The organism is Clavibacter sp. VKM Ac-2872 (assembly GCF_015351105.1).
Classification (GTDB): domain Bacteria; phylum Actinomycetota; class Actinomycetes; order Actinomycetales; family Microbacteriaceae; genus Clavibacter.
Genome location: NZ_JADKRR010000004.1, coordinates 63,605 through 77,370, shown reverse-complemented (window position 1 = coordinate 77,370; position 13,766 = coordinate 63,605). Strand labels below are relative to the sequence as shown.

The following is a 13,766-nucleotide window of genomic DNA, read 5'->3' as shown; positions in this document are numbered from 1 at the left end:
GGGAGCTCCTAGCTCTCGATGCGGAGGAGGTACGGGGAGCCGGGGACGCGCTCGAGCTGCAGGCCCGAGCCGATGACCGGGGTGCCGCCGGAGGACCCGCCGGTGCCGCGGAGGCTGATCGCGGAGATCGCGGCGAGCAGGACCGCGACCTGCAGCGCCCGACCGGTCGCGATGGGGTGGACGCCGTCCGCGGGATCGACGAGGTACACGCCGCCGGACGGGGCCGCGACGAAGGCGTTGAAGGTGTCGATGAACCACCAGCCGCGCGCGGTCGCGTAGCCCTTGATCGCGGCCTGTCGTGCGGCGTGGTCGGCGACCCGAGACTCCGGGGCGCCGGTCGCGGGCACGTAGTACCGCGGGTTCTGGGTGACGATGCCGATCGGCACCCCGGGGTAGAGGGCGAGGAACGCGTCGACGAACCGCTGGATGTCGGCGAGGAACTCGGCCGGCGTCGCGTCGGCGTAGTTCAGGCCGTGACCGATGAGCAGCAGGTTCGGCCGGACGGGGTAGAGCTTCCGGAGCCGGTCGAGCTGGGAGTCGATCTTGGATCCGGCGATGGCGCCGTTGTAGACCGCGGCCTGCAGCCCGACGCCGGGGTCGACAGCCTCCGGGGTGCCGCCGCCCGCCGTCGTGGTGACGGTGATCGCGGTCGCCTGGAAGTAGTCGAGCCGGAAGCGCGCGTTGGTGGACACGGCGCGGACCTCGTCGTAGTCCTCCCACGCGGCGATCTCCTCACCGGTGAGCTTCCCCGACGCCTCGCGCGTGGCGAGAGCGGGGATGGTGGTCTCCATGCGCACGGTCGCGCTCTGGCCGGTGATGTTGATCTTGATGTCCGAGAACTGGTCCGAAGTGTTCGGCGCGAGCGCGGCGCCGTCGAGCGACGCGACGATGCGCTCGGTGCCGGCCACCCGGGAGACGAGGTCGAGCTTGTGGGTGTCGGCGGTGGTGCCGGTGTCGATGCGGAGGAACAGGCCGCTGTCGGTCGCGGACACGTACGGGCCGTAGATCGCGGTGACGCCGGGGGTCTTCGTGGTGAGGCGGGTGACGGTGGCCCACTCGCCGTCGCGGGATCCGTCGTGCGGGAGCGTCGCGGCGTGGATCGGGTCGGTGATGGTGCGTCCCTCGAGGCCCTCGACGACGCCCTGGCTGCCGACGAGCGTGAGCCGGTACTGCCCGGCCTTGCCCTTCCAGACGCCGCCGGTCTGCGGGAGCGTGCCGACGAGGTCGTCGGCGACGCGGTTGAAGTTGTCGCTGAAGACGGTCTTCTTCGTCGTCGTGGTGACTGCACCGGTTCCGGTGCCGGACGCCGCAACGATCGCGGTTGCGGGGCGGCCGTTCGGCGCGGTCCGCCAGACGAGCTGCGAGGCGTACTCGTCGGTCGCCTTGTTGAAGCGGCGCAGCACCCACGACCGCTCAGGCCAGAACGCGGACGCCTGCTTCCATGCGCCCTCGAAGATCTCGTCGGCCTCGTCCCACGTGGAGTCCGCTGCGGACGCGACGACCCACTTCTGCGGGTCGGCGTCGTCGAGGAGGCGGATCGCGTCGCCCGCGGCGCCGGCGTCGATGGTGTCGGCCGGCGGTGCGACGACGGTCTCGAGCAGCTTCTTGATCTGGTCGCGGAGCGTGCGCGATTCGGCGACGGCCTTCAGGGACTCGGCCTGGGAGACGGCCGCCTTGTCGGCGGACACGCGCGCCTCGTTCGCGGCGAGCATCGCCTGCGCGGACCAGGTCGGTCCGTAGCCGAGCTCGGTCTGGTCGGTGACGTCGGGGAGCTTGTCGTAGAAGACCGCGGTCGTCGACGCGGGCACCCGGACGGCACGGCGGTGCGGGCCGCCCGGGAGCACGGCGTCGACGAACCAGACGCCCGGGGCGACCTGCACCGAGCCGGCACCGTCGACGAGGTCGACCCGGCCGGGGCCGGCCTCGGTGACGGTGCCGTCCTCGAAGATGCGCGAGGACGGGGTCCAGACCTGGTAGTTGATGTCCGGGTCCTGGTGCGGGCCGGACAGCTGGCGGATGATGACGGTGGTGCGGGCCATGCGGTCCTCCATGAGTCCGGGCATGCGAACGCCCCCGGCGTCGTGCCGGGGGCTCAGGGGGTGGAGCGGGTGCCTACTGGCAGGAGTCGCACTGCAGCAACTCCATGGGGTCGACCGGGACGGGGTAGCCGTCCACGGTCTCGTCGTCGCCGGTCACGAGCCGAGGTGGCGGGCGCCGGATCCGACCTCGCGGGAGAGCGCGTCGGCCGACCGCTTCGTGACGAGGTCGTAGGACGCCTGCGAGACGACGACCGCGAGGAGGATCAGCGCCGGCCACGCGGGGACGGGGCTGCCCATCCACCACGCGAGGAGCAGCACGACCGCGGCGAGCACGACGGACGTGATGATCGCGACGAGCTTCTTCTGACCGACGGGCCACCGCGGGTCGACGACGATGGCCGTCGCGTACGGGGCGAAGAAGTTGAGCAGGACGAGGACCCCGACGGGGACGGCGGGGATGGCGATGTCGATCGGGTTCATGTGGTGGGTCCTTCCGGGACGGTGGTGCTGGTGGTGGGTGGATCGAACAGGCCGTTCAGGCCGAGGCGCTCGAGGATCGGGAAGGAGAGCTGCGGGATGACGCCGACTCGGCCGCCGGTCTCCCAGCGCCAGAGGCGCACCTCGCGGGAGCGCACCGCCTCGTTCATCTCGTGGGACTCCGCGGTGACCACCGCGAGCTGCTCCTTGATCGGGGTGAGCTGGCGCTCGACCTCCTTCGCGACCTCGTCGCGCATGTACTTCGCGAGCTCGGACGTGGACTCGAAGCGGTCCTGGATCTCGGTGGTGCGGTCCCGCCTCCGGGTGGCGAAGGCCGTGATGAGCGCGGCCACGCCGCCGAGCCCGAAGAAGCCGAGGACGAGTTGGGTCCATGCGGGGGGTCCATCCATCACGTCTGGTCCTCCCACTGCAGCGGGGGGCGGCGCCGGTCACCGATGTCGCGACCGAGGATCCAGAGGCGGTAGAGCGCGAGGACCATCGCCATCGCGACGACGCACCCGATGAAGTCACGCGTCCCCTCGCCGTTCAGCGACGGGTGCCGGAGGGCTAGGAGGTAGACCCCGAGGAGCGCGAACATCAGCACCTTCCCGGCGATCTCGACGGCCCAGGCGGCGGGGAAGGCGATCCCGACGAGAGCGGCGAAGCCGGCCGCGAGGAACAGGTACCCCGCGAGATCGGAGATCCCGGCCGGCAGGAGCCGGTCGATGGACGGGATCCCGTGCTGGATCGCGACCCATCCGGCGGTGACGGCGAGCGCGTCGAAGAGGGGAAGGAAGACCCGCTTGAGCGGCGAGGCGTACTTCCTCTCGGCGGCGGGGATCGCGTCGGGGTGCCAGATGGTCTTCGCGTAGATGCGGCGGAGGGCGCTCATGCGGGCATCGCCTCCATCCGGACCTGCACGAAGTCGCGGGTCGCGCTGTCGAAGTTGGTCGACCCGACGAGCTGCAGGAGGTTCGAGCCGATGCGCGTGGTGCCGCGGCCCTGCACGGTGAAGGGGCGGCGGGCGTCCTTCGCCTCGATCTTGTCCCAGGCCGTGTAGCCGATCCGGTCGCCGTTCAGCTCCATCCAGAGTTTCCCCGCCGCGGGGCCGCCGGCGAAGGGGCCCTCCTCGCGCACGCCCCACATGCCGTAAGCCGTGCCGACGACGCGCTCGGGGCGGAGGGTCGTGAACTCGAACTCGAAGATGACCAGCGTGGCGCCGGTCGGGATGATGCCGAGGCCGTCGAAGTAGCCGGACCGGAAGTCCTGCTGGTCGTTCGTGACCGGGATGGTGCGCGGGTGCATGCGGCGCATGTCGCGGAGCGCGACGCCGAGGCGGCTGAAGTTGCCGGACGCGCCGACCCACCCCCAGTAGAGGAGCTGGTGCGTCTTCACGCCGGGCTGCACAGTCCAGCCGTTCGGGTTCACCTCCGGCAGGAGCGTGTACATCTCGTCCCGGTCCTCGGTCGTCGGGCCAGGCAGGACCACCAGGCGCGCGGTGACGGGGCTGCCGGGGAGGTTCGTGGCCGAGACCCGCTCGAGGGCGAGCGCGTACCACTGGCCGCCGCTGGTAGGCCGCGGGAAGGTGACGGACTCCGTGCCGGCGCCGATGACGTCGTGCCCGTACGCGGCGGCCGAGCCGGGCGCGACGGTGACGACGCGGGATCCCTCGACGGCGGTGGCCGCGAAGGACGCCGGGTCGCCGACGGTCGGGTCGCCCGCGAGGTGGCCCATGTAGGTCGCCCACTCCTTCGGGCCGATGGACTTCGTGATGCCGAGCGTCGTGAACTGCATGCGCTACCTCCCGGTCGAGCGTCGTCGGCTGCTCTGCGCGAGCCGGATGAGGTTGTCGAAGATGACCGCGGTCTCCGGGTCCTCGCCGGCGGCGGGCTCAGATCCGAGCGTGGGCGTCGCCGTGGTCTCGCCGTTCTTGTCGGCCTTGACCGTGCACGCCGTGATCTGGTCGCGCAGCGGGACGCCGTGCGAGGTGATGCCGAGCCAGTCGCCCGGCTCGTACCCGTTGTCGTCGATGCCGTAGTAGAACGACTCGTTCTCCGCGAGCTCGGTCGTGAGCGCCGCCTTCGCGGCGAGCTCGGCGAGCTTGTCCGAGCCGACGCGGATCATGTAGGCGCGCAGCGCGTCCTTCGTGGCCTGCGGCACGTCGCCCCGGTTGTGGAGCTGCGACCAGATGCGCTCGTCGTCGGGCACGCCCTCGGGCCACTCCACGTCCGGCGAGGTCGCGTCGACGACAGTCTCGATGACGTAGCCGAACTCCTCCTCGGCCGCCTCGTCGATCACGTACTCGAAGGCGCGGCCGGCGTCCTCACCCGGGCCCATCACGAGCGCCCGGGTCGCGTCAGGGTAGCCGAGCTTCCCGGTGCCGCCCTTCAGCGTGCCGGTCTCGGCGTCGAGCTCCTGGCCGTACTCGGAGGGCTCGACGACGTCGACGAGGATGGTGCGCCCGTCGGGCTCCTGCCACGCGCGGAGGACGAGGCCCGACCACGCGAGCAGGGACGCGATGCCCTCGGCCACGTACCCGTTCCGCAGGTCCTCGGGCAGCCGACCCTCAAGGCGCGCGTTGCCGCCGCGGCCGAGGTCCGCGCGCATGGTGACCGGGCGCCGGAGGCGGTCGCGGACGTTCTCCGCGACGAGCCGCTTGATCGCGGTCTCGGTGGTGAAGACGTCCTCGTCCCAGAGGTAGCAGCCCCACTGCCCGGCCACGGTCTTCCCGTCGCCGGGGTACCGCTGGTACGCCTGGCCGAGGTCGGCGAGCGACGCCGGCCGGATGGTGCTCTTCGGGCGCACCATGGCGAGCGTGTCCTCGAAGATCGACCAGTCCCCCACCAGCGTGTACGTGATGGGCTTGTTCGGCAGCAGGTCGAACTCCGGCAGGATGACGCGGCCCGAGGAGTGGAAGCGGCCGCCGTAGGTCGCGACGTACCGGCAGTCGCTGTTCATCAGGTCGACGTTCGCCGGGTCATCGGCCTCGAGGACGAGCGAGCCCGCGTCGGCCGCGTTCGCCTTGCGGGTGATCTCCGCGGAGACGAAGCCGGCGACGTCCTGCAGGAACCCGAAGCTGCGGTCGTACAGGGTGACCTCGAGCTTCGGGGTCGCGACCATCAGAACCCCCGGAAGAACTGCTCGTGGACGGTGACGGTCGCGTACCCGGCGCCCTGCTGGGAGCCGAGCAGGACGACCTCCACCGGGACGGACGCCCCGGGGTCGATCTGCGTGTACTGCCGCGCGGTGAGGCTGCGCGTGATGACCGTGCCGTCGGCGAGGACGGCGGACTTCCGGCGCGGCCGGGTGTCGACGACGAGCGTCTGCCCGACGCCGAGCGTCCGCGTCGCCGCGATCTTCCGGCCGCGCACGCCCACCTGGAAGCCGGTCATCGGACCGACGAAGGTCCAGACCGGCCAGGCCGGGACCTCGCCGTGGTTCGCGACCGTCACGAAGTCCGTGTCGTCCGCGATGTAGAACGGCGGGCCCGCGTCCTCGGGGCCGAAGAAGGGCGCGTCTCGGAAGCCGCCTCGCAGCGGATCCGAGGTGCGCGGGTCCACCGAGTACCACCACGGGTCGTCGGCGACGAGCTCGTAGTCGAGGTAGGTGAGGCGCCGCTGCGACGGGTCGACGGTGAGAATCGGGTCCTCGCCCGTCATCCGGAACGACAGCGCGCGCACGCCCCCGTCAGGAGCCGAGCACAGCAGCCGGTTCGTCTCGCCCGGGCGCATCATCTTCTTCCACGCCTGGTCGGTCGCGTACCAGCCGCCGAGCTCCTGCCGCTTCCGGGTGGAGACCTGCAGCGGGAACTCGCGCGGGAGCGCCTTCCACTCGACGAACTCCTGGCCGTCGAGCAGATAGGCAGTCCGGGTGAACGACTCGGTCGCGAACGCGTAGAGGACCTCGAGGGTCTGCTCCGTGACCGCGATCGGCCCGTCGTTCAGGTCCCACTTGGATCCGTCCCATCCCTCGATGTGGACGCGGATCCCGGCCGACGGTGTGCCGATCATGCCGTCACCCGGACCCTCCTGGCGCCGCCGAGGGCTGCCTTCCGTGCGCGCGTCGCCTCGCGGCGCTGCGCCTTGATGAGCTCGGGCACGTCCTGCGTGGTGACCGGGCCGTGGAAGATGACCTGCATGCCGCCGCCACCGCCGGCCCCGCCGCCACCGCCACCAGCCGGGGGCGGTCCCGGGTTGCCGGGGAAGCCGCCGCCGAAGTCGAAGACGTCGGGGTCGAAGCCGTCGGCGAACTGGTCGGTCACGGCCTGGCCGGACCGGCGCAGCTTCCGCCAGCCGGGGCCCATGAGCGGGCCCTTCTTCGCGGGGCTGTTCGGGAAGAAGTCGAGCGCGCCCTGGACGACGCCGGAGACGGCCTTCCCCACGTTGCCGATCATGCCCTTGATGCCGTCGATGAAGCCCTGGATCAGGGCCCGGCCGCTGCTGACGAGCTTGGAGCCGAGGTCTCCGAGCGCCGACATCGCCTGGCCGGGCAGCCCGCCGACGAACGCGACCGCCTCGCCGACCTTGGAGCGGACCGAGTTGACGATCCCGGCCACGGCGCCGACGACGCTCGAGGCGACGCCGACGACGAAGGACAGGATCCCGTTCCAGATGCCCGAGAAGAACGACAGGATCGACGACCAGGTCGACACCCAGAAGCCCGTGATGGACGTGAGCGCGCCGACGATGAAGCCCTGCACGGCGCCGAAGACGGTCGTGACGACGGAGACGATGCCATTCCACACGGCCGACAGGAAGCCGAGCACGGCGGACCAGACGGCGTTCCACCCGGCGGCGAGAGCCGCGAGTCGCTCCTGCGCCAGCGCGACCATGTTCTGGAAGTTGGTCGTGACGGTCGTCACGATCGCGTTCCAGATGCCGGAGAGGAAGTCCCCGATGGCCTGCCACACGGTGTTCCAGATGGTCTGGACCGCCGTGACCTGGATGAGGATCATGGTCGCGAGCGCCACGAGGACGGTCTGCACGAACGCGACGATCCCGTTCCAGAGACCGGTGAAGAACGAGGAGATGCCCGTCCAGATCGCGTTCCACATCGACTGGATGAAGAGCAGCTGCCCGGTCAGGAAGGACACGATCGCGTTGATGACGGCCTCGAAGATCATCTGCGTCCCCTGCCACGCAGTCGCGAAGAACGAGGTCACGTTGGCCCAGAGGTCCTGGAAGAACGTCGTCTGGGTGGCGAGGTAGACGATGCCGGCGATCAGAGCGGCGATGGCGACCACCAGGATCGCGACCGGGTTCGCCAGCGCGATCAGGTTGAAGCCCGCCTGGACGACCGCGAGCGCCTTCGTCGCGATGGCCCAGGCCTTCGTCACGGCCGCGACCGCGACCACCGTGAGCCGGTAGATCTTGAGCGCGACGACGCCGGCGAGGATCGCGGCGGCGAAGGTGCCGACGAGCTCGGTGTTCCGGCCCATGAAGCCGGCGAGCCCGACGAGGTCCTCGACGAGGTTCTGCAGGATCGGCGTCAGCACCTGCAGGGCCGCTCCGAGGACGGCGGTCAGCGCGCCGGCCACCTGGCCCGACAGCGACAGGAGGGTCGGCAGCAGCGGGGCGATGGCCGAGAAGACGAGCTGCAACGGAGAGAGCGCCGACACGAAGCCGACGACCTGGCCGATGAGCGTCGAGAGCTGGGATCCGTCGCCGGAGAACGCCGACGCGATCTTCGCCTTCACGTCCCCGAAGATGACGCCGACCTGGTCCGCGAAGCCGCGGAGAGTGACGCCGAACGACACGAGCCCGGCCGTCTTGTCGCCGAGGTCGAGCGCGGTCTTCCCGTCCCGGAACCCGTCGTAGACCGCCGTGATGGCGTCGACCCCAGCGAAGAGCGCCGGGACCAGGGTCGTGTTCAGCGCCCCGACGACCTTGAGGACGATCGGCAGGAAGAGCATGCCGAACGACGTCGACAGGTTCTCGGTCTGCGCCTTGAGGATGCGCTGCTGGTTCGCGAGCCCCTGGGAAGTGCGCGCGAAGTCGCCCTGCTGGGTGGAGGTCTGCGCCATGATCTCCGCCTGCGAGGCGAGGACCTTCTGCTGCTGGGTGAGCGCGTCGTTGCCGGAGTAGATCCCCATCTTCGTTGCGCGCGCCTTGAGCGTCGCGTCGTCGAGCAGGATGCCGTACGCGCGCAGCGGCTCGGACTCGCCGCGGAGGCCGGCGCCGAGCGCCTCGATGGCCTCCTCCGGGGAGGTGTTGTTGAACGAGGCGAGGTCGGCGGCGAGCGTGATGAAGTCGGTGCTGAATCCGGCGAGCTCGCCGCCGCTCAGGCCGGCCGCCTTACCGAAGACGCCGAAGACGCGGGCGGCGTCGAGGGTCTGGTTCTTGGACTGGCCGAGGCTTGTGGCGCTGTTCGCCGCGAAGGACTGGATGGTCTTGTCGGCGTCGCCGAAGACCGCGGTGATGGCGGTCGCCGACTCCTGGAAGTCGGAGGCGTTGGTGATCGACGACGCGAGCATGCGGCCGATGCCGAGCCCGGCGACGGCCGCGGCGAGCGGCGCGGCGAGCGAGCCGACGGCGCCGAGGATCCCGCCGCGCAGGCCCTCGCCCGCGCGGCGGCCGCTCTCCTTGCCGCCGCTGTCGCCGGCCGCCGCGAGGTCGCGCGTGAACGCGGCCTTGAGCGACGCCCCGAAGCCGCGCGAGGACTTGGAGGACTTCTCCTCCGAGTTGCTTGCAGCCTCGGACGCGGCGGCGAGCTGCTTGCGCGCGGTCGCGAGCCGGTCCGTCGAGGACTTCACAGTCGCCTGCGTGGTGGCGAGACCACGCTGCGCGGACGCGAGCTTCTCCTCGGCTGCCACGACGCGAGCGCTGTCGGCGCCGCCCTTCTTCCGGGCCTCGGCAAGTTGAGCCTCGGCGACGCGGACCTTGCCCGCGTCGTCCTGCTCCTTCAGCCGCGCGGTCGAGAGCGCCTTGGACGACGACACGACCTCGGCGTTGATCTGCTTCAGCGTCGCCGTGGCCGCGCCCCCGGCCTCGACGCCGAAGCTGGACCGGAAGCCCTTCCCCGCGCTGCGCCCGGCGTCCGAGCCGGACTTGGAGAACACCCGCGAGAAGAGACCGCCGGCCTCCTTCGCGGCGCCGTCGACCTCGGCCGAGGTCTTCTGCCGGAACCCCTTGAACGTGGGGAAGATCGCTACCTGGCCGGACCCGACTTCGCTGGACATGGCGGCTCCGTCTCACTGTTCAGTTGGCGAATGCCGTCTTGCTGCGCAGGTACGCGCGCGCCGCCTCGACCTCGTCCGCCGTCGCCACCTCGGGCTCGGGGGCGGTCGGCCACGGGAACGGCAGCTCGATCGGCTTCGGGTGGGCCTTCGTGTCCCGGTTGCCGTTGATGTAGGCCGAGCTGTGCAGCGCGCCGAGGACCTCGCCGTAGCTCGCCGCGAAGTCCCACCCCCACCCGGCGGCGTTCAGGTGGGATCCGAACTCGCGCTTGAGCTCGGCGATGTAGTCGATGGCCTCGCGGAACGAGATCGTCTTGCCGATGCCATCGACGCTGAGGCCGAGGTAGCGGCGGAAGTCCCAGCGCAGCGCCGCCCGGTGCTCCTCTACGAAGTGGAGGAGCGCCTGGATTCCCCCACGGAGGCACCGACCAGACGCTCGAACTCCTCGAAGAAGCGCATGATGAGCGCCATCGCCTCGATCGACCCGAGGGCCTTGACCTTACCGAGGGTCTCGGTGTCGCCGAGCGCCTCGAGCAGGGCGACGAACTGCTGCTGCTCGTTCTGGTCGCCGGCCGCGACGTCGACGAGGACGCCGAAGGGGATGTCGATGTCGAGGACGATCTCCTCGCCCTTCTTCGTGCGGTAATGCAGGTTGGTCTCGACGACCTGGAACGTGGGCTTGGGGCCGGGCTCCTGCGTGCTGGTGGTGCTCATGGTGCTCTCCTTGATGGGGGTGATGGGCTGATGGGAGAAGCTGGCCGGCGGCGCCCATCACGTCGCCGGCCAGCGGTCTAGGGCTACGACTTGGAGGTCGCGGCGGCCGCGGGCGCGACCTCGGCGTCGGGCGCGATGAGCCACTCGCCGATGTGCTTGTTGTTCAGCCGCGGCGAGCGCGCGATCTTGAACGTGACCTCATAGCCGACGACCTCGCCGCGGGTGGACTTGTCCTCCTTGACGGAGTCGATGGTCGCGATGTCGGCGATGCGGCGCCGGATCCAGAGGTTCTTCCCGATCTCCTCCGTGTAGAGGACGTAGACCTTGTCGGTGCCGCCGGCGTCGACCTCGATGTAGCCGTTCTCGTCGGGCTCCTGGCCGTGGATGATCGAGCGGACGATCTCGTCGGTCTGCGCGAGCTTCACCACGCACGTCGCGTTGGCGAGACCGGAGGGCAGGCTGTAGCCCTCCTGGTAGAAGACGATCGCGTCGCCGTCGCGCTCGAGCGTCCACTCGAAGCCGCCGTCCTCGGTGAGGAGGCCGGGCATCTTGAAGGCCGGCGCGAGCTTGAAGGTCGGCGAGCCTCCCTGTGCGGGTGTGGGGATGGTGGTGCCTTCGGGCGCAACGCCCATGTGCCCCGTGACGGGGATGAAGACCTTGGTGACGTCGATGCCGTTGGGTCCGGCCATGAGCTGCTCCTTCATGCAAGAAGCCCCCGCGGATGCGAGGGCTCAGGGGTGGTGGTGGTGATCGGTCAGAACGGGGATCCGACGACGACGAGCGTCGCGGTCGAGTAGCGGCGCGCGAACGGCAGGTCTTCCGCGACGGCGAACGGCCCGTTCATCGACTCGATGGCGGCGACCGGGTTCCCGGCCTCCGGGCGCGCGACGTCGGAGATGAGCGCGTTGACGATGAGCGCCAGGTCGACGGCGTCCTCCGGGGACTCCTTCGTCCCGGCGAGCACGCTGATGCCGATGGACCGCTCGGCGGTCACGGTCGACCGAGTCGGGCCGGAGTCGTCGCGGATGATGACCATGCGCTTCGGCACGGGGCGGTCGGGCAGCGGCTCGGTGTCGCGCACGGAGACGCCGGCGCACACGTCCTCGGTGCGGGCGGCGAGCTGGGCCGCGAGCCACGGGATGAGGAACGCCTGCAGGTCGACGTGGATGACGCGGTCAGCCACTCTTCCTCGCCGCCTTGACAGCCCGCGCGAGGTTGCCGGTCTTCGCCTCGATGAGCATCGTCTTCGGGTCGGTGCCGACCACGAGCGCGACGGCCCGGTCCTGGAACTTCCTCCGGACGACGATGCCCTCCTGGTAGGCGTGCGTGTCGACGGGGGCGCTGGCGCGCGCGGCCGCGGCGACGCGCTCGGCCGCTTCGTCCGTGAGCGCGATGACGGGGCCACTGCGGCCGAGCTCCTCGAAGAACGCCTGGTTGAACTCCACGTCACCCCTCCGTCGACTCGAGCGGGACCTCGAGGACCGGGGTCCAGTCGGTCCATGGGTTGGTGTCCGCCTCGGGGCGCTCGCGCACGAAGTACGCGATGCCGCCGGCGCGGATCCGGTCGCCGATGCGGACGTCGGCCGTGGTGTCCCCGAGGTAGAGGCTCTTCGCCGTGAGCACCTGCGACCGGGTCGCGTTGCGCAGCGACGAGGACGACGAGCTCGCGACGAACGCCTGCGGGATCTCGATCGTGTCGACGTCGTCCCAGCTGCCGGGCCGGGTCTCCGACGTGTAGCGCGACGGGACCTCGCGGCGCCGGTCCCGGTGGACGGTGACGCCGGCAGGGAAGTCCATCACCGCTCCTCGGGCCAGAGGCGCGACACGAGGCTCGACGTCGGGAACGACCCGATGGGGCCGCCCGGCGACGCCGACGCGCTGCAGAGCGCGCGGAGGGACGCGCGGTCGTCCGCGAAGAACCACGACTCCGACGCCCCGTAGTCGACCCGGGCGGGGCCGACGGACTGGCCCTTCACGTGGCGGGCGCCGCGGCTCTTCGCCTCGGCAGCCACGCCGCTCAGGATGGCGATCGCGGTCTCGCGGTCGTCGCCCTCGAGCGTGTGCAGGCAGGGGGCGATGGAGAGCGCGGTCGCGATCACCCTGAGCGCGAGCTTCTCATCGACGCCCGTGAGGTCGGTCTTGCCGATCACTCCATCACCCCCTCGTCCTACGGCTTGGCCGCGTCGGCGGCCTTCTTGTCGGCCGCCGCCTTCGCAGCGGCCGCCTTCTTCTCCTCGGCAGCGAGCGCAGCCTCGGCCTCCTCGCGCGCCGTGTCGACCGCGATGAGGCCGACGTCGAGCGCGTGCTGGATGCCGGCCTCGGTGAAGCCCTCGCCCACGGGCGCGCCGCGGTACAGGTACCGCTCGCCGCCGCCCTCGAGCGGGAGGACCACGCAGGCCGCGGTGACGATGTGCGCGGCCATCAGAGGCCCGTACCCGTCACGCGGAGGCCGGCCTTCGCCTCGAGGACCACCGGCACCGTGACGCGGCGCGCGCGGGCGCGGTAGGCGTCCCGCTGCGCGATGCGCTCGGTGAAGGTCTCGACGCCGATCGCGGCGTCGCGCGAGTAGCCGGGCGACTGCAGGTCCTCGTCCGCCATGCCGCCGAGCTGGTCGCGGTCGAGGAGCAGCGGGTCGTTGCCGACGATGAACGGCGACGTGACCCACGTGAAGCCGAGCAGGTTGACCGGCAGGGCGCCGTTCACGATCGGGTTGCCGTCCTCGCGGGGCAGCACGCCGGCGCTGGCGAAGAGCGCCATGACCTTCGCGTACTGCGCGCCGGAGAGCGCGACCGTGTCGGGGTCGATGCCGAGCGCGAGGTCCTCGCGGTTCGCCTTCGCCGCGAGCAGCGAGCCGACGACGGCCGCGACGCGCTCGTCCTTCGTGCCCGTCGACCAGGACGCGGTCGCCGCGAAGGCGGTCGTCACCTTGGACGCGATGACGGACATCGCGGTCGAGTCGACCGTGCGGACGACGCTGTTCGCGAGCTTCACGAGCGCGCTGTCCACGGGGCGGATGCCGAGCCGGCTGATGGCCTCGTCGGTGACCTCGGTGTCGAGGCCCCACTTCGTGGTCTTCGCGGACGCGAGCTCGCCACGGGTGAGCACCGTGGTCGGGTACTCGCCGCCGGGGGCGACGACCTCGGGCGCGTCGGCGGGGAAGATCTCCTCGCCGGTCTCGTAGAAGATGCCGCCGCCGATGGCCTGGAAGCGACCGGTCAGCAGGAAGTCGGCGATGAACCGCTGGTCGGCGAGCGTCGCGACGCGCTTCGCGATGACCGCCGGGTTCTGCAGGAGGAGGTGGATCTGGGCGGTGGTGAGCGTCCCCTCAGGGCGCGCAACGGGGTAGGTGTACGAGGGCATGA

Annotated in this window: 16 protein-coding genes; all 16 read right to left on the bottom strand. The window is 71.0% G+C overall.

Annotated elements, in window-relative coordinates; translation table 11 throughout:
- Positions 1–8 precede the first annotated feature (8 nt).
- The gene (locus ITJ40_RS15040; protein WP_194667850.1) at positions 9–2,039 is read right to left on the bottom strand and encodes an SGNH/GDSL hydrolase family protein; all 2,031 of its coding nucleotides are present in this window, start codon (positions 2,037–2,039) and stop codon (positions 9–11) included.
- A 153-nt stretch (positions 2,040–2,192) separates the two neighbouring features.
- Positions 2,193–2,519, bottom strand: a complete 327-nt coding sequence (locus ITJ40_RS15035; RefSeq protein ID WP_228512603.1) for a hypothetical protein — start codon at positions 2,517–2,519, stop codon at positions 2,193–2,195.
- Positions 2,516–2,926 carry a hypothetical protein gene (locus tag ITJ40_RS15030; protein WP_194667849.1) on the bottom strand — a complete coding sequence of 137 codons (411 nt, stop codon included), beginning with the start codon at positions 2,924–2,926 and terminating at the stop codon, positions 2,516–2,518. The genes ITJ40_RS15035 and ITJ40_RS15030 overlap by 4 nt, the downstream gene beginning before the upstream one ends.
- Complete coding sequence (locus ITJ40_RS15025; protein ID WP_194667848.1) at positions 2,926–3,408, bottom strand: hypothetical protein; 483 nt, start codon at positions 3,406–3,408, stop codon at positions 2,926–2,928. Before ITJ40_RS15025 ends, ITJ40_RS15030 begins: the two co-directional genes overlap by 1 nt.
- On the bottom strand, positions 3,405–4,310 hold the full coding sequence (locus ITJ40_RS15020) for a hypothetical protein (protein WP_194667847.1): 906 nt from the start codon (positions 4,308–4,310) through the stop codon (positions 3,405–3,407). The genes ITJ40_RS15025 and ITJ40_RS15020 overlap by 4 nt, the downstream gene beginning before the upstream one ends.
- Before the next feature lie 3 nt (positions 4,311–4,313).
- A complete protein-coding gene (locus ITJ40_RS15015; RefSeq protein WP_194667846.1) occupies positions 4,314–5,636 on the bottom strand; it encodes a hypothetical protein in 1,323 nt (440 codons plus the stop codon).
- Positions 5,636–6,526 (bottom strand): hypothetical protein, encoded by an 891-nt coding sequence (locus ITJ40_RS15010; protein ID WP_194667845.1) that lies wholly within the window; start codon positions 6,524–6,526, stop codon positions 5,636–5,638. Before ITJ40_RS15010 ends, ITJ40_RS15015 begins: the two co-directional genes overlap by 1 nt.
- The gene (locus tag ITJ40_RS15005) at positions 6,523–9,693 is read right to left on the bottom strand and encodes a hypothetical protein (protein WP_194667844.1); all 3,171 of its coding nucleotides are present in this window, start codon (positions 9,691–9,693) and stop codon (positions 6,523–6,525) included. Before ITJ40_RS15005 ends, ITJ40_RS15010 begins: the two co-directional genes overlap by 4 nt.
- Before the next feature lie 381 nt (positions 9,694–10,074).
- Positions 10,075–10,404 (bottom strand): hypothetical protein, encoded by a 330-nt coding sequence (locus ITJ40_RS15000; RefSeq protein ID WP_194667843.1) that lies wholly within the window; start codon positions 10,402–10,404, stop codon positions 10,075–10,077.
- Between the two features lie 83 nt (positions 10,405–10,487).
- On the bottom strand, positions 10,488–11,093 hold the full coding sequence (locus ITJ40_RS14995) for a hypothetical protein (protein ID WP_194667842.1): 606 nt from the start codon (positions 11,091–11,093) through the stop codon (positions 10,488–10,490).
- A 65-nt stretch (positions 11,094–11,158) separates the two neighbouring features.
- Entirely contained in the window at positions 11,159–11,587 is a 429-nt protein-coding gene (locus ITJ40_RS14990; RefSeq protein ID WP_194667841.1) for a hypothetical protein, read from the bottom strand.
- On the bottom strand, positions 11,580–11,849 hold the full coding sequence (locus ITJ40_RS14985) for an HK97 gp10 family phage protein (RefSeq protein WP_194667840.1): 270 nt from the start codon (positions 11,847–11,849) through the stop codon (positions 11,580–11,582). Before ITJ40_RS14985 ends, ITJ40_RS14990 begins: the two co-directional genes overlap by 8 nt.
- A gap of 1 nt (position 11,850) precedes the next feature.
- Positions 11,851–12,201: a hypothetical protein gene (locus tag ITJ40_RS14980; protein ID WP_194667839.1), complete on the bottom strand. Its 351-nt coding sequence runs from the start codon at positions 12,199–12,201 to the stop codon at positions 11,851–11,853.
- Positions 12,201–12,554 carry a hypothetical protein gene (locus ITJ40_RS14975; RefSeq protein ID WP_194667838.1) on the bottom strand — a complete coding sequence of 118 codons (354 nt, stop codon included), beginning with the start codon at positions 12,552–12,554 and terminating at the stop codon, positions 12,201–12,203. Before ITJ40_RS14975 ends, ITJ40_RS14980 begins: the two co-directional genes overlap by 1 nt.
- A 17-nt stretch (positions 12,555–12,571) precedes the next feature.
- The gene (locus ITJ40_RS14970; protein ID WP_194667837.1) at positions 12,572–12,826 is read right to left on the bottom strand and encodes a hypothetical protein; all 255 of its coding nucleotides are present in this window, start codon (positions 12,824–12,826) and stop codon (positions 12,572–12,574) included.
- Complete coding sequence (locus tag ITJ40_RS14965) at positions 12,826–13,764, bottom strand: hypothetical protein (protein ID WP_194667836.1); 939 nt, start codon at positions 13,762–13,764, stop codon at positions 12,826–12,828. Before ITJ40_RS14965 ends, ITJ40_RS14970 begins: the two co-directional genes overlap by 1 nt.
- Positions 13,765–13,766 lie beyond the last annotated feature (2 nt).

Coding starts and splice junctions, on each gene's coding strand:
- ITJ40_RS15025 (WP_194667848.1), bottom strand. CDS start 3,408: ATGAGCGCCCTCCGCCGCATCTACGCGAAGACCATCTGGCACCCCGAC.
- ITJ40_RS15020 (WP_194667847.1), bottom strand. CDS start 4,310: ATGCAGTTCACGACGCTCGGCATCACGAAGTCCATCGGCCCGAAGGAG.
- ITJ40_RS14980 (WP_194667839.1), bottom strand. CDS start 12,201: ATGGACTTCCCTGCCGGCGTCACCGTCCACCGGGACCGGCGCCGCGAG.
- ITJ40_RS15000 (WP_194667843.1), bottom strand. CDS start 10,404: ATGAGCACCACCAGCACGCAGGAGCCCGGCCCCAAGCCCACGTTCCAG.
- ITJ40_RS14995 (WP_194667842.1), bottom strand. CDS start 11,093: ATGGCCGGACCCAACGGCATCGACGTCACCAAGGTCTTCATCCCCGTC.
- ITJ40_RS15035 (WP_228512603.1), bottom strand. CDS start 2,519: ATGAACCCGATCGACATCGCCATCCCCGCCGTCCCCGTCGGGGTCCTC.
- ITJ40_RS14965 (WP_194667836.1), bottom strand. CDS start 13,764: ATGCCCTCGTACACCTACCCCGTTGCGCGCCCTGAGGGGACGCTCACC.
- ITJ40_RS14970 (WP_194667837.1), bottom strand. CDS start 12,826: ATGGCCGCGCACATCGTCACCGCGGCCTGCGTGGTCCTCCCGCTCGAG.
- ITJ40_RS15015 (WP_194667846.1), bottom strand. CDS start 5,636: ATGGTCGCGACCCCGAAGCTCGAGGTCACCCTGTACGACCGCAGCTTC.
- ITJ40_RS15010 (WP_194667845.1), bottom strand. CDS start 6,526: ATGATCGGCACACCGTCGGCCGGGATCCGCGTCCACATCGAGGGATGG.
- ITJ40_RS15040 (WP_194667850.1), bottom strand. CDS start 2,039: ATGGCCCGCACCACCGTCATCATCCGCCAGCTGTCCGGCCCGCACCAG.
- ITJ40_RS15005 (WP_194667844.1), bottom strand. CDS start 9,693: ATGTCCAGCGAAGTCGGGTCCGGCCAGGTAGCGATCTTCCCCACGTTC.
- ITJ40_RS15030 (WP_194667849.1), bottom strand. CDS start 2,926: ATGGATGGACCCCCCGCATGGACCCAACTCGTCCTCGGCTTCTTCGGG.